This is a genomic window from Halapricum desulfuricans, assembly GCF_017094465.1.
GTDB lineage: Archaea > Halobacteriota > Halobacteria > Halobacteriales > Haloarculaceae > Halapricum.
On record NZ_CP064791.1, the window covers coordinates 1,287,431 to 1,313,374 of the forward strand.

Annotated in this window: 29 protein-coding genes and 1 tRNA gene; 17 read left to right on the top strand and 13 right to left on the bottom strand. The window is 63.4% G+C overall.

All coding sequences use genetic code 11. The annotated features are described in order from the left end of the window. The first annotated feature begins 12 nt into the window (after positions 1-12). The 6 genes from tnpA to HSEST_RS06590 all read left to right on the top strand — a co-directional run bounded on the left by tnpA (position 13) and on the right by HSEST_RS06590 (position 2,603). A complete protein-coding gene (gene tnpA / locus HSEST_RS06565; protein ID WP_229122895.1) occupies positions 13-411 on the top strand; it encodes an IS200/IS605 family transposase in 399 nt (132 codons plus the stop codon). A 308-nt stretch (positions 412-719) separates the two neighbouring features. Next, a tRNA-Gly gene (locus HSEST_RS06570) sits at positions 720-790 on the top strand. A gap of 196 nt (positions 791-986) precedes the next feature. Next, the gene (locus HSEST_RS06575; RefSeq protein WP_229122896.1) at positions 987-1,637 is read left to right on the top strand and encodes a helix-turn-helix domain-containing protein; all 651 of its coding nucleotides are present in this window, start codon (positions 987-989) and stop codon (positions 1,635-1,637) included. A 61-nt stretch (positions 1,638-1,698) separates the two neighbouring features. Next, positions 1,699-2,001, top strand: coding sequence for a HalOD1 output domain-containing protein (locus tag HSEST_RS06580; protein ID WP_229122897.1), 303 nt, complete (start codon positions 1,699-1,701; stop codon positions 1,999-2,001). Positions 2,002-2,016: 15 nt separating this feature from the next. Then, positions 2,017-2,163 carry a hypothetical protein gene (locus HSEST_RS06585; RefSeq protein WP_229122898.1) on the top strand — a complete coding sequence of 49 codons (147 nt, stop codon included), beginning with the start codon at positions 2,017-2,019 and terminating at the stop codon, positions 2,161-2,163. Further along, positions 2,163-2,603 (top strand): response regulator, encoded by a 441-nt coding sequence (locus HSEST_RS06590; RefSeq protein WP_324254844.1) that lies wholly within the window; start codon positions 2,163-2,165, stop codon positions 2,601-2,603. Before HSEST_RS06585 ends, HSEST_RS06590 begins: the two co-directional genes overlap by 1 nt. A gap of 264 nt (positions 2,604-2,867) precedes the next feature. On the opposite strand, the gene HSEST_RS06595 is transcribed toward HSEST_RS06590, so the two are convergent. Genes HSEST_RS06595 through HSEST_RS06610 form a run of 4 tightly spaced genes read right to left on the bottom strand, consistent with a single transcriptional unit; the run spans position 2,868 to position 7,458 of the window. Then, a complete protein-coding gene (locus tag HSEST_RS06595) occupies positions 2,868-3,989 on the bottom strand; it encodes a pyridoxal phosphate-dependent aminotransferase (RefSeq protein WP_229122899.1) in 1,122 nt (373 codons plus the stop codon). A gap of 45 nt (positions 3,990-4,034) precedes the next feature. After that, a complete protein-coding gene (locus tag HSEST_RS06600) occupies positions 4,035-4,469 on the bottom strand; it encodes an SHOCT domain-containing protein (RefSeq protein WP_229122900.1) in 435 nt (144 codons plus the stop codon). A gap of 32 nt (positions 4,470-4,501) precedes the next feature. Continuing rightward, positions 4,502-6,631: a phosphoribosylformylglycinamidine synthase subunit PurL gene (purL, locus tag HSEST_RS06605; protein ID WP_229122901.1), complete on the bottom strand. Its 2,130-nt coding sequence runs from the start codon at positions 6,629-6,631 to the stop codon at positions 4,502-4,504. 44 nt (positions 6,632-6,675) lie between these two features. Continuing rightward, positions 6,676-7,458, bottom strand: coding sequence for a response regulator (locus HSEST_RS06610; protein WP_229122902.1), 783 nt, complete (start codon positions 7,456-7,458; stop codon positions 6,676-6,678). A 182-nt stretch (positions 7,459-7,640) separates the two neighbouring features. Here HSEST_RS06610 and HSEST_RS06615 point away from each other — a divergent pair, with 182 nt between their 5' ends. The 3 genes from HSEST_RS06615 to HSEST_RS06625 all read left to right on the top strand — a co-directional run bounded on the left by HSEST_RS06615 (position 7,641) and on the right by HSEST_RS06625 (position 8,672). Further along, positions 7,641-7,916, top strand: coding sequence for a ubiquitin-like small modifier protein 1 (locus HSEST_RS06615; RefSeq protein ID WP_229122903.1), 276 nt, complete (start codon positions 7,641-7,643; stop codon positions 7,914-7,916). Positions 7,917-8,016: 100 nt separating this feature from the next. Beyond that, on the top strand, positions 8,017-8,400 hold the full coding sequence (locus tag HSEST_RS06620; protein ID WP_229122904.1) for a hypothetical protein: 384 nt from the start codon (positions 8,017-8,019) through the stop codon (positions 8,398-8,400). 14 nt (positions 8,401-8,414) lie between these two features. Then, positions 8,415-8,672 (top strand): hypothetical protein, encoded by a 258-nt coding sequence (locus tag HSEST_RS06625; protein WP_229122905.1) that lies wholly within the window; start codon positions 8,415-8,417, stop codon positions 8,670-8,672. 570 nt (positions 8,673-9,242) lie between these two features. Here HSEST_RS06625 and HSEST_RS06630 read toward each other — a convergent pair. Next, positions 9,243-11,165: an aldehyde ferredoxin oxidoreductase family protein gene (locus tag HSEST_RS06630; RefSeq protein ID WP_229122906.1), complete on the bottom strand. Its 1,923-nt coding sequence runs from the start codon at positions 11,163-11,165 to the stop codon at positions 9,243-9,245. Positions 11,166-11,335: 170 nt separating this feature from the next. Here HSEST_RS06630 and HSEST_RS06635 point away from each other — a divergent pair, with 170 nt between their 5' ends. After that, positions 11,336-11,794: a hypothetical protein gene (locus HSEST_RS06635; protein WP_229122907.1), complete on the top strand. Its 459-nt coding sequence runs from the start codon at positions 11,336-11,338 to the stop codon at positions 11,792-11,794. A gap of 20 nt (positions 11,795-11,814) precedes the next feature. Here the strand turns inward: HSEST_RS06635 and HSEST_RS06640 are convergent, their stop codons facing one another. From HSEST_RS06640 to HSEST_RS06650, 3 genes are read right to left on the bottom strand one after another with little or no spacing between them, the layout of a single operon-like run. Further along, positions 11,815-12,624, bottom strand: coding sequence for a phosphate ABC transporter ATP-binding protein (locus tag HSEST_RS06640; RefSeq protein ID WP_229122908.1), 810 nt, complete (start codon positions 12,622-12,624; stop codon positions 11,815-11,817). Next, positions 12,624-13,337: an ABC transporter permease gene (locus HSEST_RS06645; protein ID WP_229122909.1), complete on the bottom strand. Its 714-nt coding sequence runs from the start codon at positions 13,335-13,337 to the stop codon at positions 12,624-12,626. Before HSEST_RS06645 ends, HSEST_RS06640 begins: the two co-directional genes overlap by 1 nt. Positions 13,338-13,339: 2 nt before the next feature. Next, on the bottom strand, positions 13,340-14,287 hold the full coding sequence (locus HSEST_RS06650; protein ID WP_229122910.1) for a substrate-binding domain-containing protein: 948 nt from the start codon (positions 14,285-14,287) through the stop codon (positions 13,340-13,342). 131 nt (positions 14,288-14,418) lie between these two features. Here HSEST_RS06650 and HSEST_RS06655 point away from each other — a divergent pair, with 131 nt between their 5' ends. The 7 genes from HSEST_RS06655 to HSEST_RS06685 all read left to right on the top strand — a co-directional run bounded on the left by HSEST_RS06655 (position 14,419) and on the right by HSEST_RS06685 (position 19,827). Continuing rightward, positions 14,419-15,180: a glycosyltransferase gene (locus HSEST_RS06655; protein ID WP_229122911.1), complete on the top strand. Its 762-nt coding sequence runs from the start codon at positions 14,419-14,421 to the stop codon at positions 15,178-15,180. Then, positions 15,180-15,626, top strand: coding sequence for a GtrA family protein (locus HSEST_RS06660; RefSeq protein WP_229122912.1), 447 nt, complete (start codon positions 15,180-15,182; stop codon positions 15,624-15,626). The genes HSEST_RS06655 and HSEST_RS06660 overlap by 1 nt, the downstream gene beginning before the upstream one ends. A gap of 69 nt (positions 15,627-15,695) precedes the next feature. Then, positions 15,696-16,109 (top strand): DUF7541 family protein, encoded by a 414-nt coding sequence (locus tag HSEST_RS06665; RefSeq protein WP_229122913.1) that lies wholly within the window; start codon positions 15,696-15,698, stop codon positions 16,107-16,109. Between the two features lie 44 nt (positions 16,110-16,153). Continuing rightward, positions 16,154-16,450: a DUF6684 family protein gene (locus HSEST_RS06670; protein WP_229122914.1), complete on the top strand. Its 297-nt coding sequence runs from the start codon at positions 16,154-16,156 to the stop codon at positions 16,448-16,450. Between the two features lie 136 nt (positions 16,451-16,586). After that, on the top strand, positions 16,587-18,344 hold the full coding sequence (ctaD, locus tag HSEST_RS06675; RefSeq protein ID WP_229122915.1) for a cytochrome c oxidase subunit I: 1,758 nt from the start codon (positions 16,587-16,589) through the stop codon (positions 18,342-18,344). Between the two features lie 53 nt (positions 18,345-18,397). After that, positions 18,398-19,417, top strand: a complete 1,020-nt coding sequence (locus tag HSEST_RS06680) for a hypothetical protein (RefSeq protein ID WP_229122916.1) — start codon at positions 18,398-18,400, stop codon at positions 19,415-19,417. A gap of 152 nt (positions 19,418-19,569) precedes the next feature. Continuing rightward, entirely contained in the window at positions 19,570-19,827 is a 258-nt protein-coding gene (locus tag HSEST_RS06685; protein ID WP_229122917.1) for a DUF7520 family protein, read from the top strand. A 44-nt stretch (positions 19,828-19,871) separates the two neighbouring features. Here the strand turns inward: HSEST_RS06685 and HSEST_RS06690 are convergent, their stop codons facing one another. From HSEST_RS06690 to HSEST_RS06710, 5 genes are all read right to left on the bottom strand, one after another. Continuing rightward, positions 19,872-20,681 carry a CBS domain-containing ParB/RepB/Spo0J family partition protein gene (locus tag HSEST_RS06690; RefSeq protein WP_229122918.1) on the bottom strand — a complete coding sequence of 270 codons (810 nt, stop codon included), beginning with the start codon at positions 20,679-20,681 and terminating at the stop codon, positions 19,872-19,874. Positions 20,682-20,834: 153 nt separating this feature from the next. Continuing rightward, positions 20,835-22,358: a DHH family phosphoesterase gene (locus HSEST_RS06695; RefSeq protein ID WP_229122919.1), complete on the bottom strand. Its 1,524-nt coding sequence runs from the start codon at positions 22,356-22,358 to the stop codon at positions 20,835-20,837. Between the two features lie 63 nt (positions 22,359-22,421). Beyond that, on the bottom strand, positions 22,422-22,850 hold the full coding sequence (lrpA1, locus tag HSEST_RS06700; RefSeq protein WP_229122920.1) for an HTH-type transcriptional regulator LrpA1: 429 nt from the start codon (positions 22,848-22,850) through the stop codon (positions 22,422-22,424). Positions 22,851-22,919: 69 nt separating this feature from the next. Next, positions 22,920-23,855, bottom strand: a complete 936-nt coding sequence (locus HSEST_RS06705) for a thiamine pyrophosphate-dependent enzyme (protein WP_229122921.1) — start codon at positions 23,853-23,855, stop codon at positions 22,920-22,922. Between the two features lie 2 nt (positions 23,856-23,857). Then, positions 23,858-25,762, bottom strand: coding sequence for a 2-oxoacid:acceptor oxidoreductase subunit alpha (locus HSEST_RS06710; protein ID WP_229122922.1), 1,905 nt, complete (start codon positions 25,760-25,762; stop codon positions 23,858-23,860). Positions 25,763-25,944: the final 182 nt, after the last annotated feature.

Here is a 25,944-nt window from a genome sequence, read left to right on the forward strand (position 1 = left end):
CGTACTGTCTGTATGGGTGAGAAGCGGTCGAACCACACGGTGTACAACGTCAACTACCACTTTGTGTGGTGCCCGAAGTACCGCCACGCGATACTCGAACCAATCGAGGAATCGCTGGAAGCAAGTTTCCGCGACGTGTGCAACGGGTACGGCTACGAGATACTGTCGCTAAACATCTCGCCCGACCACGTGCATCTGTTCCTCTCCGCTCACCCGAAGCACGCGCCAAGCAAGATTGTGCGGACGGCCAAGAGCATCACGGTGCGGGAGATGTGGGAACAGCACGAACCATTCTTGGAGGAGTATCTGTGGGGTGGTGGGTCTTGGGAGGAATCGTACTACGTTGGGACAGCAGGCGATGTTTCGACTGACACGATTGAGCGGTATATCGAGCGCACGGAACACGTTTAGCGGAGCGTACGGCCTTCACCCTCGGAGTCAAGCCCCGAGGCACTCGGCCTGCTCCGCCCGTAGATCCCGGCCGGGTATGGCGAGTCCGAAAGGAAACACCCTTAGTGACCCCCCCGCTACAGACGGGTGCAAAGCGCGCGCCGGTGTCCAGTCGGGCACTGGTGAGCAGAGTGAACGAGTGCCGGTGGTGAGCAAATCCGGAGGATTTGCGAGCCTCGGCGCACGAGCGAACAACGTGAGCGATGTGCGCCGGTGTTGAGACGGACGCAGTCCGTCGATGCACGGCGTGATGTGAACGAAGTGAACGAGCGCCGGTGGTCTAGTGGTATGACAAGGGCCTTCCAAGCCCTCGACCCGGGTTCAATTCCCGGCCGGCGCATTTCTGGCGCTTGCAAACCCGCGAGCGCCGAATGCGTTTTGAGGGAATTGAATTACGGCAGACCGAACGGAGTGAGGTCTGGCATCGGGTTCAATTCCCGTAGCGAGTTTCTCCGGCATGCCGCCAGAGACGCGGTGAACATCGGCGATGGTGATGGAGGCGATACACCTTTTCGACAACCATCCGTATTGTAGTTATGGCAATTGAAGCGACGTTCACTGCGACTGACGGTGAATTTCCACTAGCTGCCGTCTTCGCGGAGTTTCCCACCGCCGAAATAGAACTAGACCGCGTCGTTCCGACGGATAAATTCATCATCCCGTATTTTTGGGTTCGGGATGTCGATATCGAGACCATCTCGATGGAGAACGTCACGCACCCGGGCATCCACGATATTCGGGCGGTCGATAACGTGGACGGGGCTGCGTTTATTCGCATCGACTGGGACTTGGCCTACGAGAGCGTCTTAACCGCAATTATCGAAACCGACGTAAACCTCATCTCCGCGCTCGGGAGAGAAAACCGATGGTCGTTCGAATTTCGGGCTGAATCACGACAGGCTCTGGCCGACTTCCAGTCGTACTGTCGAGACCACGACATTCCGCTCGAACTGACGCAACTTCACGCCCTCTCGCCGCTAGAGTCGGGCCAGGAGTACGACCTGACCGACGCACAGCGCGAAGCAATGACAGTCGCGTACACGCTGGGCTATTATGATTCTCCACGAGAGGCGACTCGACAGGACGTAGCGAACGAACTCGGTATTTCACCGCAGGCTGTTGGGTCTCGGCTTCAGAGAGGAACTCGACGATTGATCTCAAGCACACTTAAGCGCCACGATGAATAGTATAAAAATACATTTCTAGCGAAAAAGTCAGTAGCATCCCGCCGACCCTCATATTCAAGGTATGGAATATACACTGAGAGGTGGCGATGAAGAGGAAGAGTTCGAGGACGAGGATCTGATATACAAAATTATCCATCTTATTGCTGAAGAGACTGATACGGATATCTGTGAATTACCCCCCGTGTACGAAACCATCGATCCAGACGCTCTCAATGCATTTCTCCGATGCTCGGACAGCTCCGACACTCGTCCAAAGCGGTCGGTCGAGTTCTCGTACTGTGGCTATCGCGTTATGGTTGATTCGACCAGACAGGTCACACTCCACCCGGAATCTGGGCCCACGGATTCAATACCGGCTATCTGAGGCTGAGACAGATCCATGTCTACAACAGATGCCAGAAAATTGTACGCCGAGGACGAAATCCTGCTGAAATTAGAGAACGCGATGGCAGAGGCGTCAGGTGCAGTTAAATCTGACATCCAAGCTGCAATCGAAGAGAGAAAAAAGGAACTACGCGATAACTGATGCCACCCTCGTCCTCTCAGCAAACCGAAGAAGGAACGTTCCGCGTCCTTCACGTCGATGATAAGCCCGATCTCTTGGAGATGGTCAGTATCTTTCTCGAGCGTGAAGACGATCGATTCGAAATCGTACAGGCGACCAGCGCTAGCAACGGTTTGGACCAACTTTCCGAGCAAGCGTTCGACTGCGTTATTTCCGATTACGATATGCCCAGCTGCAATGGGATCGAATTCCTTCAAGAGGTTCGAGAGGATTCTCCTGATCTCCCATTTATTTTGTTCACTGGGAAAGGCATCGAAGAGATTGCGAGTGACGCGATTTCGGCAGGAGTCACCGATCTCCTCCAGAAGCAAGGGGCTACAGATTGTTATACCGTCTTGGCGAATTCCGTTTCGAACGCCATCGAGCATTACCCGGACACTCCAGACAATCCGACACCGTGAGGAACAGCTTCAGGCCGTCATCGGGCGCGTAACTGATGCAATCGTCGAGGTGGATGCGAATTGGCGTTTCATTCTCGTCAATCAGCAGACTGAGTAACTCTACGAGATGGACGAGGAACCCCTCCTTGGCCGGAACTTCTGGAGGTCTTCAGCGAGGTGCTCGACACTCGATTCGAAGATGAGTATCGACAGGTCATGGAAACACGAGAACTTACCTCGTTCGTCGAACACCGAAGCGGCGCGTACACCGCTGACGACTAACCGCTATCGCACGGCGTCCGTCGCCGCGTCCATAATCTCGATCGCTTCCTTCAGGTCCTCCATCCCGGTGGCATACGAGATGCGGGCGTAGCCTTCGCCGTGTTCGCCGAAGGCGTCGCCGGGGACGACGACGACGCCGCGGTCGATCACTGCATCGACCCAGCCATCGGGAACCTCCGGCATCGCGTAGAAGGCACCCTTCGGCGTCGGGTACTCGAGCCCCATATCGTCTAACCCGTCCAGCAGCACGTCACGCCGACGCTCGAAGGCCGCGACCATCTCCCCGACGGCGTCCTGGGGTCCCGAGAGTGCGGCCTCGGCGGCGTACTGTGCGGGCGCGCTGGCGCAGGCCTGGGCGTACTGATGGACCCGGAGCATCCGTTCGATCCGGTCGGTACTCCCGGTCACCCAGCCCAGCCGCCAGCCGGTCATCGAGTAGCTCTTCGAGCAGGCGTTGACGACGACGACGTTGTCACTGTCTGCAAACTCCATCGGCGAGCGGTGTTCGCCCTCGAAGACGATGTGTTCGTACACCTCGTCGGAGATGCAGAGCACGTCGTGTTCGTCGGCGATGCGGGCGAACTCCCGCATATCCTCGGGCGACTGGACCGCACCCGTCGGATTTGCAGGGCTGTTGACCACGAACGCGGCGGTGTCGTCAGTAATCGCCGCTTCGACTGCGGCGGGGTCGAGCGTCAAGTCATCGCGCAGCGGGATCGGCTTCGGCGTTCCGCCGGCGAGGTGGGTCAGCGCCTCGTAGGAGACGAAGCCCGGATCCGGGAAGAGCACCTCGTCGCCCGCGTCGACGTGGGCTTCCATGGCGATATGTAGCGCCTCGCTCCCACCGGAGGTGGCGATGACGTCCCCGGGGTCGACATCAAGGTCGTTGTCTCGGGCGTGCTTCTCGCTGATGGCGTCCCGGAGCTCCGGAGTCCCCTTGTTGGAGGTGTACCCGTCGGCTTCGCCCGCACGGATGGCCTCGACGGCGGCCTCGCGGGCGTGTTGGGGCGTCGGGAAGTCCGGCTGTCCCAGTCCGAGGTTGATCGCGTCCTCGCTTGCGGCCTCGAACACTTCGCGGATCCCCGAGATCGACACCTGTTCGACTCGCCGTGAGAAGTCGGTCATATCTCCGTTCGAGAGTCCAAGGGCGATAACTATTGATGATCGCGTCTACGAGAGTTCCCGGTCCGGCTCGCGGTCGTCGGCTGTTGTTCCGCGATCCGACGCGGTACGGGATCGGTCCTCGACATCCTCAAGCGTCTCCGTTTCGAGCAGTCGTTCGACCTTTCGCTCGAACTGCTCGTCCGTGAGTTCCCCGCGGGCGTATCGCTCCCGGAGCGTCTCCAGCGCGTCGAGTTGTTCGTCGGTGTGCGCGTCCGTCGTCGCCTCGACCTCGTCATCGTCGTCCCACCACTCCTCGATATCGTCCTCGTCGCCGAACAGGAGCGCAGTCAGCGGGACGATGACGACGTATCCGACCAGCATGAACGGGAGCCACCAGCCCTGCCCGGTGAACATCGCAGCGAGCCAGACGCCGGTCACAAGTACGGAGACAATTTCGGTGAGGTTCTCCCGGGCACGTCCCAGCGCCGAGCGCTCGTTCATAGGCCGGGATTCGGCGACCACCGACAAAAATCCTACAGTTCGTCCTCGATGACCGCGCGCAGTTCGGACACCTCGGTCGCGTCGACGGCCAGCGACGCGTCGCCGGCCTCGATCGAGAGCGTCCCGTCGGCAGTCGCCTCGCCCAGTTTCCGGACGGGTGCGATCCCGTCGAAAGCGTCCCGGACTGCCACAGGGTCGGTCGTCTCGACGACGACCTGCCCGGGCTGTTCGTCGAAGGCCGCGAGCGGACTCTCGACGGTCACGTCGGCGCCGGCGTCGTGCGTGACCATCTCCGCGAGTGTGACCGCGAGCCCGCCGTGGCTGACGTCGTGGGTCGCCAGCGTGCTCTCGAAGTCGGCGACTGCGGCGATCGTCTCGATCAACTCGCCCGACGATTCGGGGAGTGCCGGGAAGCGATCGCTTCCGCCGAGTCGGGCGAGCAACTCGGAGCCACCCAGCGCCGGTTCGTCGTCGGTCCCGCCGACCAGCACCACCGTCCCCTCGCCGGAGAGGGTCATCGACGGGGCGTCGTAGCCGTCTTTCGTTCCGATCATCGTGAGCGTCGGCGTCGGCGGAATCGGCCCCTCGACGGAATCGTTGTACAACGAGACGTTGCCGCCGATCACGGGCACGTCGACGTCCCGGCAGCCGTCAGCGAGTCCGTCGACGATCGCCTTGAAGTTCCCGTAGACGTCGGGTTTCTCGGGGTTGCCGCCGTTGAGACAGTCCACCGCGGCCAGCGGCGTCGCGCCCTTGGCGGCGATGTTGGTCGCGTTTTCCAGCCCGACCGCTCGGGCCCCCTCGTAGGGGGCGGCGCTGGTCCAGTTGGGATCCGCGCCGGCGGAGATCGCCAGGCCCTGCTCCGCCTCCCTGATGGCCAGCAGCGCCGCGTCGTCGCCCGGAGGCGTCGCCGTCCGGACCTGCACCTCGTGGTCGTACTGGCGGTAGACCCAGCGCTTGCTCGCAGTGTTGGGCGACCCGACGACGGCCTCGAAGGCCGTTTCGAGATCGAACTCCGGCAGGTCACACTCGGGCTGGTCGGGCTGGACGTACTCGAGGTCGTTCATCGGCGCGCCCTCGCCGAGGAACTCCGCGTCGGCTTCGACGACCGTCTCGCCCTCGAAGGTGCAGTGGTAGATCCCGTCGTCGGTGGTCTCGCCGATGACCGAGGCCTGCAGGTCGTAGCGCTCGGCGATCTCGCCGACGCGGTCGACGTTTTCGGGCTCGATCTCGTAGACCATCCGCTCCTGGGATTCGGAGAGGAGGATCTCGGTCCCGTTCATCCCGGGCTCGCGCTGGTGGACCTTCGAGAGTTCGATCTCGGCACCGAGGTTGCCCTTCGCGACGAGCTCCGAAGACGCGCCGCCGAGTCCGGCCGCTCCGAGGTCACGGGCCGACTCGACCAGGTCCTCGTCGAGCAGTTGCTCGTTGCACTCGATCAGCAGTTTCTCGCTGTAGGGGTCGCCGACCTGCACCGCGGGCCGATCCTCGGTCTCGGCGTCCTCCGCGAGGTCCTCGCTGGCGAAGGAAGCCCCGCCCATGCCGTCCCGGCCGGTCTCCCGACCGACGAGGACGAGCTTGTTGCCCGCCTGTTGGGCCTCGGCAGTCACGAGCCGATCGGCGTCGGTCACCCCGACGCAGGCGACGTTGACCAGGGGATTGCCCTCGTACTCGTCGTGGAAGGCGACGCTGCCGGCGACGGTGGGGACGCCGATGCTGTTGCCGTAGTGGGAGATCCCCTCGACGACCCCCTCGAAGAGATAGCGGGGGTGTTCGTCCTCGAAGGGACCGAAATAGAGGCTATCGGTCAGCGCGATAGGGTAAGCGCCCATCGAGAGGATGTCCCGGACGATGCCGCCGACGCCCGTGGCCGCGCCGTCGAACGGGTCGACGTAGCTGGGATGGTTGTGGCTCTCGATGCCCATCGCGATGTACGTGTCCTCGCTGCCGTCGGACGACGGGATCGCCACGACACCGGCGTCGTCACCGGGCGGGACGATCACGTTCTCGCCGTCGGTCTCGAACGCGCCGAGTAGCGGGCGCGAGGAGCGATACGCACAGTGTTCGCTCCAGAGGTTTTCGAACAGGGCTGTTTCGGCCTGCGTCGGCTCGCGACCGAGGTGCTCGGTCACGAGCTCGTGATCCGAGTCGCTGAGGCTCATTACCGGACCCTCGCGCAGGCCCACCAAAAGCGCTTTCTATCCCCTCACGCGTCCTCGACGACCTCGACGCGTTTGGCGACCACTTGCGCGACCGGCTGCCCGCGGTACGTCCCGGGTGCGGTTGCCACGACAGCGCGTTTGATCCGGTCCTCGAGCGTCCGGATCCGGAACTCCACTTCCGGGACCGACTCGTTCGTCTCGAAGAGCGTCTCGAACCGCTCCAGGGCCTGTTCGCGGTGGATATCGTCGACGAGATCAGGCATCCTGACCTCGTCCAGGACTTTCCTCTCGTCGGCGTCGAGGAACTCGACCGCCGCGTCGTTGGCATAGACGATGACTGCCTCCCGATCGAACAGCAGAATCGGCACCGGTGACGTATCGACGAGGTTGTGGTAGCTGCGGTCGGCCGCGGCGGCCGCTGACTGGGCGCGCTGGCGTTCGACGACGTTCCGGATCTGGTTGGCCAGGACCGTGTACTGTTCGGTGTGTGTCTCCTTCTGGAGGTAATCGTCGACCCCGGCGGAGATCGCCTCGCTGGCGATCTCTTCGCTGCCCTTGCCAGTATACAGGATGAACGGCAGATCCGGGTGCTCCGCTCGAACGTCCCTGAGGAAATCGAGACCGTCCAGACCGGGCATGTCGTAGTCGCTGACCACGCAGTCGATACCGCCCGCGCGGATCCGTTCGAGGGCGCTCTCGGCGTCCGGTGCCGTCTCGACGGAGAGCCACTCGTGTTCGCGTTCCAGAAACGACGCGACCAGATCGCACAGTTCGGGCTCGTCGTCGACGTGGAGGACGGTCACGGGCGCGGAGCGATCCCGCTGCATCGTCCGATATGGGACGTTCCAGACCGAAAGCCCTTCCGCCAGCGGAAATCCGGACGCAGACCTCGCGTGCTCGATAGCGGGTCGACCGATCGCACCTGCAGCGTCCGGTTCGGGACGATCGGCGTCATCGAACGCGACTGGCCGCTCCCGGATTTATGTCTCCGGAGCCCCTCTCTCCGAGTATGGAACTGACGCTGCGTTTTTTCGCTAACTTCCGGGAGGTCGTCGGGCAGAAGACGATCGTCCGGAAGTACGAGGGCATCTCGACTGTCGGGGACGCCCTCGCGGAACTCAAATCGGAGTATCCCACTCTGGAACTGTACGACGAGGACGGCTCACTCCGGGAGTACATCACCGTCATGCGCGACGGGAAGGACGTGATCCATATCGAGGGGCTGGAGACGGAACTCGCGGGCGGGGAGACGCTCAGTCTGTTCCCGCCGGTCGCAGGCGGGTGAGTCCCGGCGACCGTCGGAGGTGAATGGGGACCGAATCTGAGAGAACGATCGCCGTACGTCGCTGCCGAAGCTATTTGACGCCGCCGGCTGTACCCCCAGTATGGATACCGTTTCCCTCGGCGTACCCCAGCAGATTCTCGAAGCGCTCCCGGAGGAAGGCGTGGATGCAGGTTCCGATATGAAACGCGTCGTCGCGTCCTGGCAAGAGCGGATCAACGAGGCAATCGAGACGGCCGATTCCGACCGAGATGCCGCAAGTAGCGTCGCCGACGCCGTCGAAGCCCTCGAAGACCGTCACGAGCGCTACGACGAACACGTCGTCGAGCTGCGCGCCTGGGGCCAGTCGCCGATCTACGCGATCGCGTGGCGAAACCTCTATGCGGATCTGGTCGCGCAGCTGTACGACCACGACGAACTCGCCGATCGGATGAATCGCGAGCGAAACGCGCGGCTCGTCGAGGACGGGATCCGGTTCAACGGGTAACACTCTCAGAGACGATGGAACGGATCGAACGGTCTTTCCGCGGCATCTCCGCCCGGCTGGCGCGTCACTACCTCTCGGGGCTCGGCGGCGAGGTTCTCGACGAGACAACCGTCGAGGGGTCGGACTGGACGGCGACACTTTCGACGGAGACGGTCGAGATCGGTCCCTCGATCGAACTCACCGAAGTGACCGTCGTCGTCGAAGGCGACGAGGAGACCGTGCCGCCGCTCGTCGAGTCGTTCGCGCAAAAGGCGATACGAGCGGGCGGGTGACCTCCTCCTCGCCGTAAACGGAGAGGGATCGAAGATCCCTCAGGCAGCGGGCTACGCCCGACGACGGCGAGGCTTCCCGAACCGCACCGCAAGCGTTGGGAGATTTACTGGTTTGCAGACCGGTCGGCACGACCAGTCTGCTGGCGGGGCCAGACCGCCGTTACTCCTATCCCTGATATGGGATTCAGAGTTACCGTACTGTTGGGAATCCAGCGACCCGAAGGTAATTCCTTCGAATGTAGATTCTCGTGAATCCGATATTATCCGTTTAATTGGGCGAGCAGACCGCCTCGGTGTACATTATAATATGTATTCAAGAAAAATAAATCTTAGGATGGAGAAAGAGTAGTGAATGGTTCCTGAAGTGGGCGCGATTCACGCCCGCCGTGAACAGAGAGGAATCGAAGATTCCTTAGGCAGTCGGCCGTAGGCCGACGACAGCGTGGCGTCGAAGACGCCACGAGCAGACGGCGCGAAGTGCCGTCGACGACGGGATTCTCTCGCTGAATCAAGATAGGTGACGATCGACGCGGCCCTCGGCAGCTGAGCGAAACGCGACGACGATCCCGATCAGTCGTCGGCCGACGCGCCGGCCGAGACGCCGGTCCCAGGACCGATCGCGATGCCGAGTTCGTCGAGGCGCTCGTCCGGGACGACACCGTCGACCCACTGACGGGCCTCGTAGTACTCGTCTTTGAGTTGATCGAGCTCGACGAGCTGTCCCTCGGCGGCCCCCATGCCGGGGATGGCGTCCTCGTGCCCTTCGACGAATCGGTCCGGCAGCGAGTCGTCCTCGCCGTCGAAGCCCACGAGATTGTTGTAGTACCGTTCCAGCGTGTAGATGCGCTTGCCGGCCTCGATGAGGTCCTCTTCGCTCACGTCACGCCCAGTCATCCCGTTGTACTGCAACACGTACTCCTCGATGCCCTCCGCGAAGGCGTTGAACTTGCAGATGTCGAACGAATCGGAGATAGCGTGCAGGTCCTGGAAGGTGACCTGCAGTTCGCCCTTGCCCTCTGGATCGGCGGGATCGACGGCCTCCGGGATGCCGAGGATCTCGGCCGCGGGCGTGTACCCGCGCAGGTGACACGCACCGCGGTTGGAAGTGGCGTAGCCGATAGCCATACCCTTCATCGAACGCGGGTCGTAGGCGGGGATCGTCTGGTTTTTGACGTCCAGCCGGGAGTCCTCGGCGTCGAACCGCTCGGCCGCGCCCGCCGCCCCCTCCGCGAGGGCGTCCGCGAGTTCGCCCTCGCGTTCGGCGATCTTGCGCAGCATCTCGTACATGGCGTCGTGGTCGCCCCAGTCGATGCCGTCGTCGACCTGCCCCTTCTCGGTCATCTCCATGGCCATCGCGAGCATGTTGCCCGACTCGATGGCGTCGATGCCGTACTTGTTACAGCGGTCGATCAGGACCGCGGTCACTTCGGCGTCGTCGTTCATCGAGTTCGACCCGAAGGTGAAGGCCGGCTCGTACTCCAGCGATTCCATCCGGACGCTCTGTGTCTCGCCACCGAGTTCCGTCTCGACTTCGACTTCCTTCTTGCAGGCGACCGGGCAGGAGTGACAGGTCGGCTCGTCGACCAGAATGTTCTCCCGGACCCACTCCCCGGAGGTGTTCTCGGCGTCGATGTTCGGCTCGCTCGGGTCGTCTTCGCGTTCCGCGGACGTCGAGGTGTACCGGCCGTTGCGGGTCGGCAACCCGTCCATCTCCTCGGTCAGGTTCGTCAGGACGTTGGTCCCGTAGACCGACAGTCCACCCTCGTTGGGCGCGGTCACGTCCGATTCCTGGATGACCTTCATGGCCTGTTTGTGGCCCTCCGCGAACGTCTCCTCGTCGGCCGGTTTCGGCATATCGGTGCCCGACTTGACCACGACGGCCTTGAGGTTCTTCGAGCCCATGACCGCACCCGTCCCGCCGCGGCCGGAGGCGCGGTCGTCCTCGTTGATGATACAGCCGAACCGGACCTCGTTCTCGCCGCCGGGGCCGATCCCCATGAAGCTCAGGCTCTTGCCGTACTCGCCGTCGAGTTCGTCCTCGATGATCTCGCGGGCCTCGTGGGTGGTCTTGCCCCACAGGTGCGAGGCGTCCCGCAACTCGACCTCGTCGTCTTCGACGTAGGCGTAGACCGGCTCGTCGGCCTGTCCCTCGAACAGCAGGGCGTCGAAACCGGCCCACTTGAGCCGGGCGGCCGACCAGCCGCCGTGATGGGAGTCGGTCACTGTATTGGTCAGCGGCGACTTGGTGACGACGGCCATCCGGCCGCTCATTGTCGTCTGTGTGCCCGTCAACGGGCCGTTCATGAACGCCAGCAGGTTCTCGGGGCCGAGCGGATCCACGTCCGGACCCTGCTCGAAGACGTACTTGACGCCCAGGCCACGCCCCCCGATGTACTTCTTGGCGTCCTCCTCGTCGATGCCCTCGTACTGTACGTCCCCCTCGCTCAGGTCGACGCGTGCGACGCGATCGCGATAACCGCCGAGTTCCGTCATGTATATCCCTCATGATTAAATACGGTCGCCAGCGAGTTAGCTCTACGTCCGTCGATGTAATCGTCATCGGTTACGGTCGCGCTGGTTCGATCTGTCTTGCCGATCCCATCCGGAGCCACCGACGCCTGTGGACGGTACGTTCTTGGGGACGGGCAGCGAACGTCTCGAAGATGGCGTCACAGGAGTCCGAACCTGCCGTGACGGTCGCGGGAGACAGCGAGGTCGTGCTCGCTGACACGCCGGCGACCCGCGAGCGGTTCCCGTGGCAGACCCGCGGGTTCACAATCAACTGCCACTCCGGGCGCGAGATCGAGGGGCGCTGGAGCGGGGTCCCGATCGCGCCGGTGGCCGAAGCCGCACAATTCCCGCCCGAGACCACACATCTGCTGCTGACCGCGGACGACGGATATCGAGTCTGCATCGACGCCTGGTTCGGCCTCGATGGGTTCGTCGGGTTCGTCTGCGAGGAACTCACCGTCGAAGGTGGCGAGGCGTACGCCCTGCGTGAGACGCCGCGGTTTCTGGCCCCGGAGATCGACTCCTCGCGGACGATCCGGAACCTCTCGGCGATCAAGGCGACCAAACTGCAACCCGGAGAGGACGCTCGTGACTACGAGACCGGTCATTGATCGGTGTCGAGGGTGACCGATCAGTAGACCAATTCCCCTGCAATAAACTTCCGGGTGCGCGGATCCGACGGCTCCTCGAAAATCGTCGCCGTCGGGCCGACCTCGGTGATCGTCTCGCCGAGCAGGACCGCCACCCGGTCGGCGACGCGCTCGGCCTGATGCATGTCGTGGGTGGCCACGACGACGCCGATACCTCGGTTTCGCGCCTCGGCGATCGCCTCCTCGATGACGGCGGTGTTTCGCGGATCGAGGTCGGAGGTCGGCTCGTCGAGCAACAGCACGTCGGGGTCGTACGCCAGCGCGCGGGCGAAGGAGACGCGCTGGGCTTCCCCGCCCGAGAGCGACTCCGCCTGCTGGTCGGTCTTGTCCCGTAACTCGACGACGCCGAGCGCTTCGTGGACGGCCTCGGCGGTCCCGTTGGCACTGAGTATCGACTGCAGGCCAGCACGGACCCGTTCGGACCAGGACCGGCGGACTCGAAGTCCGTACTCGACGTTGCGGGCGACCGAAGTGTCGAAGAGATTCGCCTCCTGAAAGACCATCCCGATGCGCCGGCGCAGCGAGAGCCGTTCGGACGTGCCGACGCCCCAGGCCTCGGTCCCGTCGAAGGTGACAGTCCCGGCGTCCGGCTCGAGCGCGAGCGCGAGCGTCCGCAACAGCGTCGACTTGCCGACGCCCGAGGGCCCGATGACAGCGACGACCTCGCCACTGCCGATGGCGAGTGAGAGGTCGCGAAACACCGTTTCGTCCCCGTAGGACTGGGCGAGGTCTGTCGCCCGGAGCGTTGCGTTTCGCGTGTGTGACTGTACGCGTTCAGGTTCCCGGAGCATCATCGGACCCCCTGATCGCCGAGTCGGACGACGACGGCGTTGATCACCAGCACGAGCGCGAGCAGGATCGCCCCGAGCACCATCGCCGTCTCGTATTTCCCCTGCCGGGCCTCGAGCTGGATGGCGGTCGTCAGCGTCCGGGTCTTGGAGACCCCGTCCGCGCCGGTGATGTTGCCCCCGACGATCAGCACGGACCCGACCTCGCTGATCGCGCGGCCGAACCCGGCCAGGATCGCCGTCGCGATCCCGTAGCGCGCCTCCTTGAGAACGACCAGCGCCACGTCGAGGCGCGTCCCGCCGAGGACGTGGGCGGCGTCGCGAACGCGATCGTTCACGCCGGTGATGGCGGCGAGGCTGATCGCGGTGATCGGCGGCGTCGCGAGCACGAACTGCGAGATTATCATCGCCTCCTTGGTGAAGATCAGCTCCAGCGATCCCAGCGGTCCCTGATTGGAAACGAGAAACAGCACGGCAAGTCCGACGACCACGCTGGGAAAGCCCATACCAGTGTTGATCACCGATTTCACGAACTGTCGACCGGGGAACGCAGAAAACCCCATCACGATCGCAACCGGGACGCTGACCAGCGTGCTCAACGCGACGGCGGTGAGGCTCACGTACAGCGAGACGTAGATGATGCTCCAGACATAGCCGTCTCTGAACGGGAGATCGAAGACGGCCGCCAGCGGATGTTCGATCAGTTCCAGTAGCACGATCACTCCTCGGTCGAGTCGCTGCTCCACCCCTCGGGAACGTACTGCTGGAAGTTCGGGTTCTCGGAGATCGCCTCGGGATAGAACAGCTGTTCGCCGTTACTCTCGTAGTCCGAGATCGCGTCCTGTGTGTCGGGGCTGGTGAGCCAGCCGATGTAGGCCATCGCGAGGTCGTAGTTGGCGTTGTCGTGGATCGCGGGATTGACCGCCATGACGCCGTAGGGATTGGCGAGGATCTCCGGCCCGTCCTCGATGGGGCCTTGCACCAGAATGACCAGGTTGGTATCCGCGCGCCGAGAGAGGAAGGTCCCGCGGTCCGAGAGGGTGTACGCGCTCTGCTGGTTGGCGATGTTCAGCGCCTCGCCCATCCCGGACCCGGTCTCCTGATACCAGCCCCCGCCGGGTTCGGTCCCGGCGGCTTCCCAGAGGTTCAGCTCCTTGGTGTGGGTGCCGGAGTTGTCCCCGCGCGAGACGAACGTCTCCCCCGCCTCGGCGATGGCGGTGAGCGCCTCGGTCGCCGAATCCATCCCGTCGATCCCCGCCGGATCGCTCTCCGGGCCGACGATGACGAAGTCGTTGAACATGAGGTCCCGACGGTTGACGCCGTACCCGTTCCGCATGAACTCGTCTTCGAGGCCGCGGGCGTGGACCATCACAACGTCGGAGTCGCCGTTGCGGGCCGACTCGAGCGCGGCTCCCGTCCCCTGTGCGACCGGGTCGACCTCGACGCCGTACAGCCCCTCGAAGTCGGGGTGGATCGCATCGAGCAACCCCGTGTCGTAGGTGCTCGTCGTCGTCGTGAGCGTCAGGGTTTCGCCGGCGACACCCGGCCGGCCAGTATCGTCATCAAGTCGGCCACAGCCGGCGGTGATCGCCACGGCGCCTGTACCCGCCGCCGCGAGAAACTCCCGGCGGGTGTGCTCGTCGTGACTCGTGTGCTCGGCACTCATTACTGTCTATCGTTATGTCTAACACGACATAACTATTGCTGTTCATTTTTACTGATGGATGGGTGGCGCTGGCGGTCTGTTCCCGACACATGTCGAAAGGCACTTTTCAGGTCCCGAACAGAGTTCGGGTAGTGAGTCGCACTGTCGGTCTCGTGGTTCCGGCATACGAACCGGATGTCGATCGGCTCCGGGGGTATCTCGAATCGATTCGGGAAACGGGGGTTACGGACGAGATTCACGTCGAGCTGGACGATCCGACCGCCTCGACGCCCGAGATCGGAGTCGCAGACAGCATCAATCGGGTCAGCGAGCGGCGCGGCAAGGGTGCCGCGATCGCCGCGGGTTTCGACACGCTCTCGACGGACGTGCTTGCGTTCGCCGACGCCGACGGCGCGACGGACGCACCGTCGCTCGTGGACGTCATCGAACCCGTCCGGGACGGGTCGGTCGGTCTCGCGGTCGGCTCCCGTCGCCACCCGGACGCGACGATCACGTCCCACCAGACCGTCATACGGCGACGACTGGGTGACGTGTTCGCGTGGCTCGCCCGCCGGCTGTTGGCGGTCCCGTTGTACGATTACCAGTGCGGTGCCAAGGCCGTCGGCGCCGACCAGTGGGACGAGATTCGGACGCACATGCACGAGAGCGGCTTCGCGTGGGACCTCGAGTTCGTCGCGGTCGCGGACGCGCTCGGATACGATATCAGGGAGGTGCCGATCACGTGGGACGACAGTTCGGACTCGACGGTCGATCCGATCAGGACGCCGATCGAGATGGCTATCGCGATGGGTCGGATCCGACGGCACGTCAAGCCACTCCAGCACCACCAATCCGGATCACAGACTGCTACCTCGTCGGAAAGCGAGAGCTCGACACCCGTCGGTGACAAGTGATGCGGGCGGTGCTGAGAGCCCTGCTGTCGCCGCGTCGGATCGCGCAGTTCACCTCTGTCGGCGTCGTCGGCGCCGTCAGCGAGACGCTCGTGGTCGCCGCGCTGACGGCGTGGGGAACGGCCGACCCACTGCTGGCGAAGGCGGTCGGCGCCGAAATCTCGATCTCGCTGATGTTCGTGTTCAACGACCGGGTGACCTTCGCGACGGAGGGCGTCTCGGACCTCCGACATACTCTCTATCGCTGGGGGCGCTCCCATCTCGTCCGGAGCGGTGGGATCAGTATCGCCTTTATCGTCCTCTGGGTGCTGACGACGCAGACCACGATCTCGCTGGTCGTCGCCGGCGCGAACCTGTGGCCGACCGTCGCGAATCTCATCGGGATCGGTGTCGGCCTCTCCGTCAATTACGTCGCCGAGAGCGTCTTCACCTGGCAGGTCCATCGGTGACTGTCTCCGCTGTGGCACACGGATTGACGCTACCGGTGGCTCTTTTCCGATCGAAGCCGAAGGCCATCTATGAACGAGAAAGCGGGCGTCAGCGATCGCTACCTGATGGCCAGTCCCTGGCCGGTGTTCGTCGCGCTCGGCTTCGCGTTGACCGAGGTTGGACTCGTCCTGGGGCTGTTCCCGGTCGCGGTCGGCGGCGGGTTGCTCTTCGGTGCCAGCGTTGCCGGGATCCTCACTGAAGCCGACTACGTCGCCAGCCTCTGGCAAACCACGGCGTACATCGGAGTGGCACTTGTGGTCGTCGGCGCGGGGCTGATGGCACTCGGCGGCCAGATCGGGATCGATCTCGTCGTCGCGTCGATCGACCGCCCGAACGTCGCCGGACACCGACTGCTCAGCCGCGGGCTAGCGGTTGCCGTCGCGGGCGTGCTGCTGATCGCGACCGGCCTCGCCGGCCGGTTCGGCCAGCACCCGACAGCTTAGCCGGTACCAACAATCTATTTAGCGCACTACCCCACATCGGTGGTATGACAGAGCGTATCTTCGACCGGGACACGCTGCTCGATCTCACCGTCAACGTCATCCCGCTGGCCATGCTCGGCTTTTTCCTCGTTGCCTTCCTCGTCTACGCGCCCGGCCCCTTTGCGTTCGATTCGGTCCTCTCGACCGTCCAGCTGGCGATCGTGTTCACGACGTTCGTCCTGCTCGCCGTGCTCACCTACTACGCCGGGAAGGCCATCGCCGGCGCGGAGAAAAAACACGGCATCCACGCCGAAACGGCGACCGTCCAGCCCGACGAGGACGACGACTCCGGCACAGCCTAGCGGTCCGCAACTACTCTCGAAATCGACCCGTCCAGTGCGGCTATTTTAAACCACCCACTATATCAGGGGTAGTGTTTCAAGGCAAAACCGGAACTGACCCTAACATTTCTTTACCCCCCAGTCCCGAATAGCGAACATGGCAAGCGGACAGATCGCGATCACCGTGCTCATGGGGATCTTCCTCGTCGCCGTCACGGCACTGCTCACGCGTATGGAAAACTGGCGCTCGTATGCGCCGGCGTCGAGTGGGGCCAGTGGTCTCACCGGTGAGGAGACGTCCTACGGACACAGCGAGAAACCAGGTGGCATCGCCCGCTGGCTCACGACAGTCGATCACAAGGACATCGGGATCCTCTACGGCGCCTACGCGCTCGTCGCGTTCGCCGTCGGTGGGATCATGGTCATCCTGATGCGGACGGAACTGCTGTGGGCGGGCGAAGACATCATGTCGGCGTCGATGTACAACTCCCTGTTAACCAGCCACGGCATCACGATGTTGTTCCTGTTCGGGACCCCGATCATCGCGGCGTTCGGGAACTACTTTGTGCCGCTTCTGATCGGGGCCGACGACATGGCGTTCCCGCGAATCAACGCCATCGCCTTCTGGCTGTTGCCGCCCGGGGCGCTTCTGATCTGGGGCGGCTTTTTCATCCCGGGTATCGAGGCCGCACAGACCTCCTGGACGATGTACACGCCGCTATCGGCCGAACAGCCGATGATCGGCGCGGACCTGATGATCCTCGGGCTGCACCTCACCGGCGTCTCGGCCACGATGGGGGCGATCAACTTCATCGCGACCATCTTCACCGAGCGCGACGAGGAGGTTACCTGGGCCAACCTCGACATCTTCTCCTGGACGATGCTCACCCAGTCCGGGCTGATACTGTTCGCGTTCCCGCTTCTGGGGAGCGCGCTCGTGATGTTGCTGCTGGATCGCAACGTCGGGACGACCTTCTTCGCGACCGAGGGCGGTGGTGCGATCCTCTGGCAGCACCTGTTCTGGTTCTTCGGCCATCCCGAAGTGTACATCCTCGTGTTACCGCCGATGGGGCTGATAAGCTACATCATCCCGCGGTTCTCGGGCCGGAAACTGTTCGGCTTCAAGTTCGTCGTCTACTCGACGCTGGCCATCGGTGTTCTCTCATTCGGCGTGTGGGCACACCACATGTTCTCGACGGGTATCGACCCACGTCTGCAGGTCTCGTTCATGGCGGTATCCTTAGCGATCGCGATACCATCCGCAGTCAAGACCTTCAACTGGATCACGACGATGTGGAACGGCAAGGTCAGGCTGACGACGCCGATGCTGTTCTCGATCGGCTTCGTCGCGAACTTCATCATCGGCGGCGTCACCGGGGTGTTCCTGGCGACGATCCCCGTCGACTACCTGCTGCACGACACCTACTACGTGGTCGGGCACTTCCACTACGTGATCATGGGCGCGATCGCGTTCGCGGTCTTCGCCGGGATCTACTACTGGTTCCCGATCTACACCGGCAAGATGTACCAGAAGGCGCTGGGCAAGTGGCACTTCTGGCTGACGATGATCGGCACGAACCTGACGTTCTTCGGGATGCTCATCCTCGGCTACCTGGGGATGCCACGCCGGTATGCGACCTATAATCTGGTCTCGGTCGGTCCGATTGACCTCTTCACGATCCTCCACCAGTCGGCAACCGTCGGGGCCTTCATCCTGCTTGCCGGCCAGCTCATCTTCGTCTGGAACGTCGTCTCCTCGTGGCTGTACGGACAGCGCCTCACCGACGGCGATCCGTGGGACCTCAAAGACGACGGGCTCTACAGCCGGGAGTTCCGCTGGCACGATCGCCGGATGGACGACGATCTCGTGCTCGCGGACGGCGGGGAATCCGGCGACGAGTCCGACGAGCAGTAGCGGCGCGTTCCCCATACCTAGTTTTTTCCGGTCGACAGCTGTAGATTCAGGGCATGTCCGGGCAGCAGCCGAGCGATACGATGCGCGAGCGGGCCGGCGAGAGCTCGCGGCTGCTCTTGGTGTTACTGGACGCCAACCGCTGGCTCGTCACCGCCTTCCTCTCGGTGGTCCTGTTCGCTTCGATCGTCGTCGGTGGCGTTCTCGTGCCCAACCCGGGTCTCTCGACCGGCGATCCGATCGAGACGCTCTATCAGGCACTGATCACCTCGACGGTGACGGGCGTGACGCTCGTGTTGACGCTGAGTCAGCTGGTGCTCTCACAGGAACTCGGTGCGGTCGGCGACCAGCGCGAGCGGATGGACGGCGCGATGTCGTTTCGCCGTGACGTGGCCCAGGCGATCAACACGGACGTGAGCCCGGCCGAACCGTCGGCGTTTCTCCGCGTGCTCGTGACAGAGACACGGGACCGCGCTGTGGCAGTCGACGACGCGCTCGCGAACGGCGACCTCGAACCGGACGTCCGTGATCGGGTCACCTCGTATCTCGACGCCGTGATCGAGAACGCCGACAGCGTGATCGAACAACTCGATGGTGCCACCTTCGGCGAGTTCGACGTCATTCGGGCTGCGCTGAACTACAACTACTCCTGGAAACTCTACGAGGGGCGGTCTATCACCGAGACGCAGGGTGACGACCTCTCAGACGGGGCTGTAGCGGAACTGGACTCGTTGCTCGCCACTCTGGAACTGTTCGGACCGGCACGCGAACACTTCAAGACGCTGTCTTTCCAGTGGGAGCTGTCAGACCTTTCGCAGGTGTTGCTGTACACAGCGATCCCAGCGCTGTCGGTCGCAATCGCCTCGCTGCTGTTTCTCGACCCGTCGACAATCAGTGGCACGAGTGCTGGCCTATCCCACGCGCTCGTTCTCGTCGCCGCGACGACGACGGTATCGCTACTACCGTTCACCATTCTGCTAGCGTACATGCTCCGGATCGTGACGGTGACGAAACGGACGCTCTCGATCGGGCCGTTCATCCTCCGAGAGACCGATCGATCGGGTGGACAACCGTAGCCGGATCTAGCCGATCACGAGCGCGAACCCGGCGGCGAACATCATGATCCCGACTACCGCCAGCACGAGCAGGAGCAATTCTTTCTCTGACATACCCCGACGTTATCGCCGGAAGTGAAAAGCATAATCGCTCCCGGCACCAATCGAGGGTTGTGCCACGACGCTGGTCCGGGCGGCGGGTGATCTACGCCGTCTACGCCGTAATCGTCTCGATCGCCGCGCTCATGGGGTTCGTCCTCGGCGCGATCAACCCCGAGGGGATGGACCCGACGTTGTTCTTCGTCGTCGACTTACCGGCGACACCGGTCGGGATGGTGATATTCGGCGTCTCGACGATCGGCGTGGGTCTGGGTGCGCTGCTGTTGCTCGTCGCGTATATCGCGGATCGATACGACGACGCCGCAGTATGACATCCTCCCCGTCGGAGACAATTGTGCGTTTTCGCCGGGAGTTGTCACACGTCTTCGTCGCTTTCGTCCATCCGTTCGGTCGTCTCGACCAGCGGGTGGCGGGCGTAATCGACGATCGTGATGTCGCCGATCGACTGCAGGCTTTCCGATTCGGCGGTTTTCGCCATCTCGAGGTCAACACGCTTGTCGACGCTAATGACGTACGCCTCCATCTCCTCGATGCCGAGCTCGTTGGCCGCGGTCGTCCGGTGGTGGCCGTCGACGAGCAAGAGCTCACCGTCGTTGTCGACGACGACCAGCGGTTCCGCCAGCCCGCGTTCCAGTTCGTAGCTCCGCCCTTCGAGTTCGTCGGCGTAGACGCGGGTCTGAGTGGGGCGAAGTTCCGATAGCGGGATCTGTCGGCGGTCCCGCTCGGTCTCGGCACTGTGGACCTCCTCGATCGTCTCCTGAAGCTCCTCGACTTTGTCCGGCGTGGCCCGTTCGATCTGACTGCGGATCACGTCCGTGTTCGAGATGATTCCCACCAGGTCACCGCCGTCGTCGACGACGGGCAATCGCTGGATCCCCGACCGCAGGATGACGCGCGCGGCGTCGTCCAGGTCCATATCGGGATGCGCGACCAGCAAATCCGAGCTCATGACGTCCCGAATCGGCGTCTCGTCGTCGGCCAGCAGGAGATCGCTCGCGCTGACGAACCCCTTGACGTGGCTGTCGTTGGTGACCGGGAGTCCACTATGGTCGTCGCTGTCCGCGATCCGCCGGGCGACATCTCCGACTGTCGCCGTCGGCGTGACTGTCGAGACCTCGTGGGTCATGTACTCCTCGACCGTCAGCGACTCATCGGAACTGGCCATCAACGACAGTGACGGCGCCGTGATTGAAAAACCCCACGTCAGACGACCACTCGTCCCGACGGTGCGCGTGGCTCATAGTGATTCTTGTAGCGATTTACCGCTCCGACTGACGCTTTCGTGCGTCGATGCGGAACAGACCTACAAGCATCACTATCAGTCGTCGATCGATTCGCCTTCGGGCGGGAACACGAGTACGTCGCGGTCGCTCGGTTCGCCTTCGATCCGATACTGATCGCCGGAGTCGGCCCGGATCGGTCGGTTCCAGCGCGCCTCAAGTACGTTGAGAAACCTGTTCGTGATGACTTCGTCGACGATCTCGACGAGCGGTCGACCGTCACTTTCGGAGCCGCCGTACTCGAAACTCCCCGCTTCGATCTGCGCGCCGGCCATGTCGGCGTGGCCCCCCGCGCTACCGATCGGCCCGAACGCGTCCCGGAGCGCCTCCCCGATGTCGAGATCGGCACCGCGCGTCCGCGCGGACACGTGGATCGTCCCGTCCTCGATCCCGTAGACGACCGTCGTCGTCACGTCTTCGATGTTCAACAGCCGGTCGGCCGCCTGGGCCAGCGCGTCCCGACTCCGCAATCCGTCGACGCCGGTGATCACGACCGGGCCGTGTCGGGCGCGATTTCGAATCGCACAGCCGATCGTCTCCAGGGTCTCCGGGGACATGCTCGGGTTCTCGATCCGCTGGAGGGTTCCGAGGTTCGCGGCCGGAAGCAGGGCCGCAGCCGCCTCGAAATCGGTCTCACAGACCTCCCGCCGGAACTCGTCGGTGTCGACCCGGATCCCGAACAGAAGCGCCGTCGCGACGGTCTCGTCGATACGGAGCGCGGACTGTTGCAGATACTCGACCAGCAGGGTGCTCGTCGCGCCGACGTCGCTTCGGAGGTCGACGTACGCCGCCTCGACCGGTTCCCGGGGCGGATGGTGGTCGATGACGATGTCGATCGGCGTGTCCGCGGGCAACTGATCGTTGACGCCGGGTCGGGAGTGATCGACCAGCGCGAACCCCCCGAACTCCGAGAGGTCTGCCCCCGATTGCAGGTTCGTCAGTTCGATCCCGAGGAGGTTGACGAACGCGCGGTTCTCCTGGTGGGCGATCGAGCCGAAATAACACAGCTCCGTCGAGATATCGGCCAGATCCGCGAGCCGTCCGAGTGCGATCGCGCTCGCGATCGCGTCCGGATCCGGGTTGTCGTGCATGACGATCGCGAGCGGCCCGTCCAGTTCCGCGAGCACGCGCTGCAAGGCACGGAAGCGACTTCCGGCCTCGGTCAGCCGATCCGTGATCGCAGCTGCGGTCACCGACGGCCGGTCGATGATGTGATCGGCGTGTCGTTCCACCGCTTCGCGGGTGTCAGGATCGCTCTCGGCGAGATACGCGACGTTCAGCGCGTCCGGTAGTGCTCGCCCGGTCGCACGCAGGATCGCGGCTGTTTTCGAGGGGGCGTCCGCGACGGCGAGGACACTCTCGACGTCGGCTTCGACGTCTTCGAATGCGGCGGGCGTCGTCGGGTCGCCGTGCGTCGTTGTCGCTGCAGGGACGTGCTCGGTCACTTCTTCGAGCAGTCGCTCGTCGTCGGTCACGACGACGAGCGGTCGGCTGCCGTCACCGAGTCGCTCGATGAGCTCGTACGCGAGTGTGCCTGATCCCACCACCAGCCGCGCGCGCATGATCCCGATGTGTGATCTACAGCGTCAAAAGAGCGTCGTTGCCGCCCTCTGTCCCCCCGCAGTTCATTTCAGCCGTTCCTGGAGGAACGACGGATGTGCGGCCGTCACGCCGTCGATATTCAGGACCGACTCCTCGATGATGTCGCCCAGTTCCTCACCGTCCCGGCCTCTGACTTCGGCCATCAGCATGTGATCGCCGCTGGAGGTGTACAGCGCCTCGACCGCATCTACCTCCCGGAGCTCGCGCGTGGCCTCGACGTACTGTTCGCTCTCGACGTCGATGCCGACCATGGCGATCGACTGGCTCGAGAGCTTCTTCGGGTCGACCTCGGCCGAGTAGCCGACGATCACCCCTTCGTCTTCGAGTTTGTCGATGTACTTTCTGACTGTGGGCTTCGAGACGTCCGCCCGTTCGGCGATCTCCGCATAGGACGCCTGGGCATCTTCTTCGAGGACGGCGAGGATACGATCCGCTGTAGATTCCGCGCTCATGGACGTTTCTTTCCGGTGCTCGAAAAAATACCTTGCGAAGGGGGAAACGGCCTTGTTCTCGTCGAACCCTTATTTGTGCTTCTCGAGGAGCTGGTAGGACCGGTCCCACTCGGTGTCCTCGTCGAAGTAGCGCTCGGCAAGCGGCTGCTCGGGCATCTCGCCGATCGCCTGCTTCTCTTCGGTGTAGGAGGGACGCTCGTCGTCGACGTAGAAGCGACCGGTGAGGATCTCGCCCTCGTGGAGCTTGGACTCGGCGTCGTACATCGCTTCGGCGGCCTCGGCCCGATCGTTGATGTCGTGGCCGTACTCGTCGGAGTCCTGGATGTCCGTGTAGGGGACGTACTGCTTGGCGTCCTTGTTCCAGGTCGGACACTGGGTCAGGAAGTCCACGTGTGCGAAGCCGTCGTGCTGGATTGCCTCCGCGAGGATTTCCGCGGCCTGGTTGGGGTTGACCGCCGCGGTACGGGCGATGTAGGACGCACCGGCCGACAGCGAGAGGGTGAGTGGCCGGATCGGGTCTTTCGCACTCCCCGAGGGCTGGGTCTTGGACTTGTGGCCCTTCGGCGAGGTCGGGGAGGTCTGGCCCTTCGTCAGCCCGAAGATCTCGTTGTTGAACACGATATAGGTCATATCGTGGTTCTCACGGGCCGTGTGGATGAAGTGGTTGCCACCGATGCCGTAGCCGTCACCGTCACCGCCGGCCGCGATGACCTCGACGCCGGGGTTAGCCAGTTTGGCCGCCCGTGCGACCGGCAGCGAACGGCCGTGGATCGTGTGGAAGCCGTAGCTCTCGAAGTAACTGTTCAGCTTGCCGGAACAGCCGATCCCGGTGAAGACGGCGACCTCGTCGGGGTTGCGGCCGACCTTCGGCATCGCCTGTTTCAGCGCGTTGAGCACACCGAAGTCACCACAGCCCGGACACCACGTCGGCTGGGGCTCGATTCCGGGTGTGAACTCCTCGTCTTCGATCTCTCGGTCCGCTCCGATTGCGTTGAATGCACTCATGGTTAGTCACCTGCCGCGGGTACGTACTTCATTCGCGTGTGTGGCAGTTCCCCCGTATCGAGACTCGTCTCGAAGCCCTCGACGATGTCGCGGGGTTCGAAGGGGTTGCCGTTGTACTTGAGGAGACTGGACATCTTGTCGCCGTATTTGCCCAGCTCCTTCTGGATGTGGCCACGCAGCTGGCCACTGGCGTTCATCTCCGCGACGACAGCGTGCTCGACGCTGTCGAGGAACTCGGTCATCTCGGCCTCGGGGAACGGCATCAGATCGGAGACGCCGACGGCCTTCACGGAGTGGCCGGCCTCGTTGAGGTGGTCGACGGCCTCGAAGACCGTGTCCTGCTGGCTGCCCCACGTGATGATCCCATAGTCGGCGTCTTCGGGGCCGTGATAGGTCTGGTGGGACTCCTCGGCGTCCAGTTCCTCGCGGATATCGTCGAGCTTGCCCATCCGGCGATCCATCTGGATAACCCGGTTTTCAGGGTCCTCGCTGATGTGGCCGACTTCGTTGTGCTCGTTGCCGGTCGCGAGGAAGCGTCCGCCCTCCTGGCCGGGCACCGAGCGCGGGCTGACGTTCGAACCGTCCTCGGGCTCGTGGAGGAAGCGCTTGAACTTGTCCGAAGCGTGGTGTGCGGCTTCGGCGATCTCCTCTTCGGTCAGCACCGATCCGGGATCGGCGTTGGGCTCCTCGTCGAAGAAGCTCTCGGGGACGTTGCGCAGTTCGCCCTGGAGCTTCTGGTCGTAGGCGACGATCGCCGGGATCTGGTACTCGTAGGCCAACTCGAAGGCCTTGCGGGTCTGGGTGTAACACTCCTCGACGTTGGCCGGCGCGAACACGACGCGCGTCGAGTCGCCCTGGCTCGTATAGAGGATGTGCTCGAGGTCGCCCTGCTCGGGCTTGGTCGGCATCCCGGTCGAGGGACCGGCACGCATCGCCTCGACGAGCACGAGCGGCGTCTCGGTCATCTCCGCGAGTCCGAGCGGCTCGGACATCAGCGCGAAGCCACCGCCCGAGGAACCGGACATGGCCTTCACGCCGGCGTGTGAAGCACCGATCGCCAGCGCCGCGGCGGCGATCTCGTCCTCGACCTGCTCGGAGACCCCGTCGAACTTCGGCAGGTTCTGGGACATGATCGTGAACACGTCGGTCCACGGGGTCATCGGATAGCCCGAGATGAACCGACAGCCCTCGTCGATCGCGCCATACGAGATGGCGTCACTGCCGGACAGCAGCACCTGCTCCTCGTCGTGGCCATCGCCTGCCGGCGCGGACCAGTCGTGGGTGTGCTCGACCTCCTGGCCGAGCTCGTAGGCGTCTTCGAGGACCTTGAGGTTCGCCTCTTTCATCTCCCCGGACATGCCGTTGGAGATGATCTCCTCGAAGTACGCCGGATCGATGTCCATCAGCGCCGCCGTGAACCCGACGCCGGCGGTGTTTCGCATCACGTCGCGACCGTGTTCGCGGGCGATCCCGCGCAGGTCGACGGGGTAGACGTGCCAGCCGTTCTCCTCGGCACGCTCCTCGAGGTTGATCGCTTCGACGTCCTCCTCGTCGAGCAGGCCCTCGTCGTAGATGACGATCCCGCCCTCGTTGAGGTCGTCGAGGTTCTCCGTCAGCGGTTTGGCCTCCTCGTTGCCGTAGTAGGCGTCCTCGCCCGGATTGCGGGCGAAACTGTCCCCGAGCGTGAGGAGGAAGTTGTATCCGTCGCCACGCGAGTTGACCGGGCCGTTGCCGGCACGTACCTCGACGTACGTGTGGCCGCCCCGGATCCGCGACGGATAGTGTCGGTGTGTGAATACGTTAAGTCCCGAACGCATCAGGGCCTTCGCGAAGTTCTGGCTTGTCGAGTCGATCCCGTCGCCGGAACCGCCTGCGATTCGCCAAATGAGGTCTTCTGGCTCTGGCATGTGTAAATCATCGGCCCCCTGCGGGCGCCGTATACCAACCACGATTCGCCCGGACAAAAGCGTTGTCACTGACTTATTCGACAATGATTATTATAATTCTGTCGTGTCTGGTTAGGGAATTTACCGGATTTTATTGCCGGTTCAGCTATATCAAGGTTGTGATCAATAGGTGAGAGAGTGCT

Excerpts from the sequence above, each read along its gene's own strand:
- purL (WP_229122901.1), bottom strand. The coding sequence starts at position 6,631 with ATGAGCCTCAGCGACTCGGATCACGAGCTCGTGACCGAGCACCTCGGT.
- HSEST_RS06630 (WP_229122906.1), bottom strand. The coding sequence starts at position 11,165 with ATGACGGAACTCGGCGGTTATCGCGATCGCGTCGCACGCGTCGACCTG.
- HSEST_RS06650 (WP_229122910.1), bottom strand. The coding sequence starts at position 14,287 with ATGAGTGCCGAGCACACGAGTCACGACGAGCACACCCGCCGGGAGTTT.
- HSEST_RS06610 (WP_229122902.1), bottom strand. The coding sequence starts at position 7,458 with ATGCAGCGGGATCGCTCCGCGCCCGTGACCGTCCTCCACGTCGACGAC.
- HSEST_RS06690 (WP_229122918.1), bottom strand. The coding sequence starts at position 20,681 with ATGGCCAGTTCCGATGAGTCGCTGACGGTCGAGGAGTACATGACCCAC.
- HSEST_RS06590 (WP_324254844.1), top strand. The coding sequence starts at position 2,163 with ATGCCACCCTCGTCCTCTCAGCAAACCGAAGAAGGAACGTTCCGCGTC.
- HSEST_RS06660 (WP_229122912.1), top strand. The coding sequence starts at position 15,180 with ATGCGGGCGGTGCTGAGAGCCCTGCTGTCGCCGCGTCGGATCGCGCAG.
- HSEST_RS06625 (WP_229122905.1), top strand. The coding sequence starts at position 8,415 with ATGGAACGGATCGAACGGTCTTTCCGCGGCATCTCCGCCCGGCTGGCG.
- HSEST_RS06635 (WP_229122907.1), top strand. The coding sequence starts at position 11,336 with ATGGCGTCACAGGAGTCCGAACCTGCCGTGACGGTCGCGGGAGACAGC.
- HSEST_RS06580 (WP_229122897.1), top strand. The coding sequence starts at position 1,699 with ATGGAATATACACTGAGAGGTGGCGATGAAGAGGAAGAGTTCGAGGAC.
- tnpA (WP_229122895.1), top strand. The coding sequence starts at position 13 with ATGGGTGAGAAGCGGTCGAACCACACGGTGTACAACGTCAACTACCAC.
- lrpA1 (WP_229122920.1), bottom strand. The coding sequence starts at position 22,850 with ATGAGCGCGGAATCTACAGCGGATCGTATCCTCGCCGTCCTCGAAGAA.
- HSEST_RS06595 (WP_229122899.1), bottom strand. The coding sequence starts at position 3,989 with ATGACCGACTTCTCACGGCGAGTCGAACAGGTGTCGATCTCGGGGATC.
- HSEST_RS06615 (WP_229122903.1), top strand. The coding sequence starts at position 7,641 with ATGGAACTGACGCTGCGTTTTTTCGCTAACTTCCGGGAGGTCGTCGGG.
- HSEST_RS06640 (WP_229122908.1), bottom strand. The coding sequence starts at position 12,624 with ATGCTCCGGGAACCTGAACGCGTACAGTCACACACGCGAAACGCAACG.
- HSEST_RS06695 (WP_229122919.1), bottom strand. The coding sequence starts at position 22,358 with ATGCGCGCGCGGCTGGTGGTGGGATCAGGCACACTCGCGTACGAGCTC.
- HSEST_RS06575 (WP_229122896.1), top strand. The coding sequence starts at position 987 with ATGGCAATTGAAGCGACGTTCACTGCGACTGACGGTGAATTTCCACTA.
- HSEST_RS06620 (WP_229122904.1), top strand. The coding sequence starts at position 8,017 with ATGGATACCGTTTCCCTCGGCGTACCCCAGCAGATTCTCGAAGCGCTC.
- HSEST_RS06600 (WP_229122900.1), bottom strand. The coding sequence starts at position 4,469 with ATGAACGAGCGCTCGGCGCTGGGACGTGCCCGGGAGAACCTCACCGAA.
- HSEST_RS06705 (WP_229122921.1), bottom strand. The coding sequence starts at position 23,855 with ATGAGTGCATTCAACGCAATCGGAGCGGACCGAGAGATCGAAGACGAG.
- HSEST_RS06665 (WP_229122913.1), top strand. The coding sequence starts at position 15,696 with ATGAACGAGAAAGCGGGCGTCAGCGATCGCTACCTGATGGCCAGTCCC.
- HSEST_RS06680 (WP_229122916.1), top strand. The coding sequence starts at position 18,398 with ATGTCCGGGCAGCAGCCGAGCGATACGATGCGCGAGCGGGCCGGCGAG.
- ctaD (WP_229122915.1), top strand. The coding sequence starts at position 16,587 with ATGGCAAGCGGACAGATCGCGATCACCGTGCTCATGGGGATCTTCCTC.
- HSEST_RS06670 (WP_229122914.1), top strand. The coding sequence starts at position 16,154 with ATGACAGAGCGTATCTTCGACCGGGACACGCTGCTCGATCTCACCGTC.
- HSEST_RS06585 (WP_229122898.1), top strand. The coding sequence starts at position 2,017 with ATGTCTACAACAGATGCCAGAAAATTGTACGCCGAGGACGAAATCCTG.
- HSEST_RS06710 (WP_229122922.1), bottom strand. The coding sequence starts at position 25,762 with ATGCCAGAGCCAGAAGACCTCATTTGGCGAATCGCAGGCGGTTCCGGC.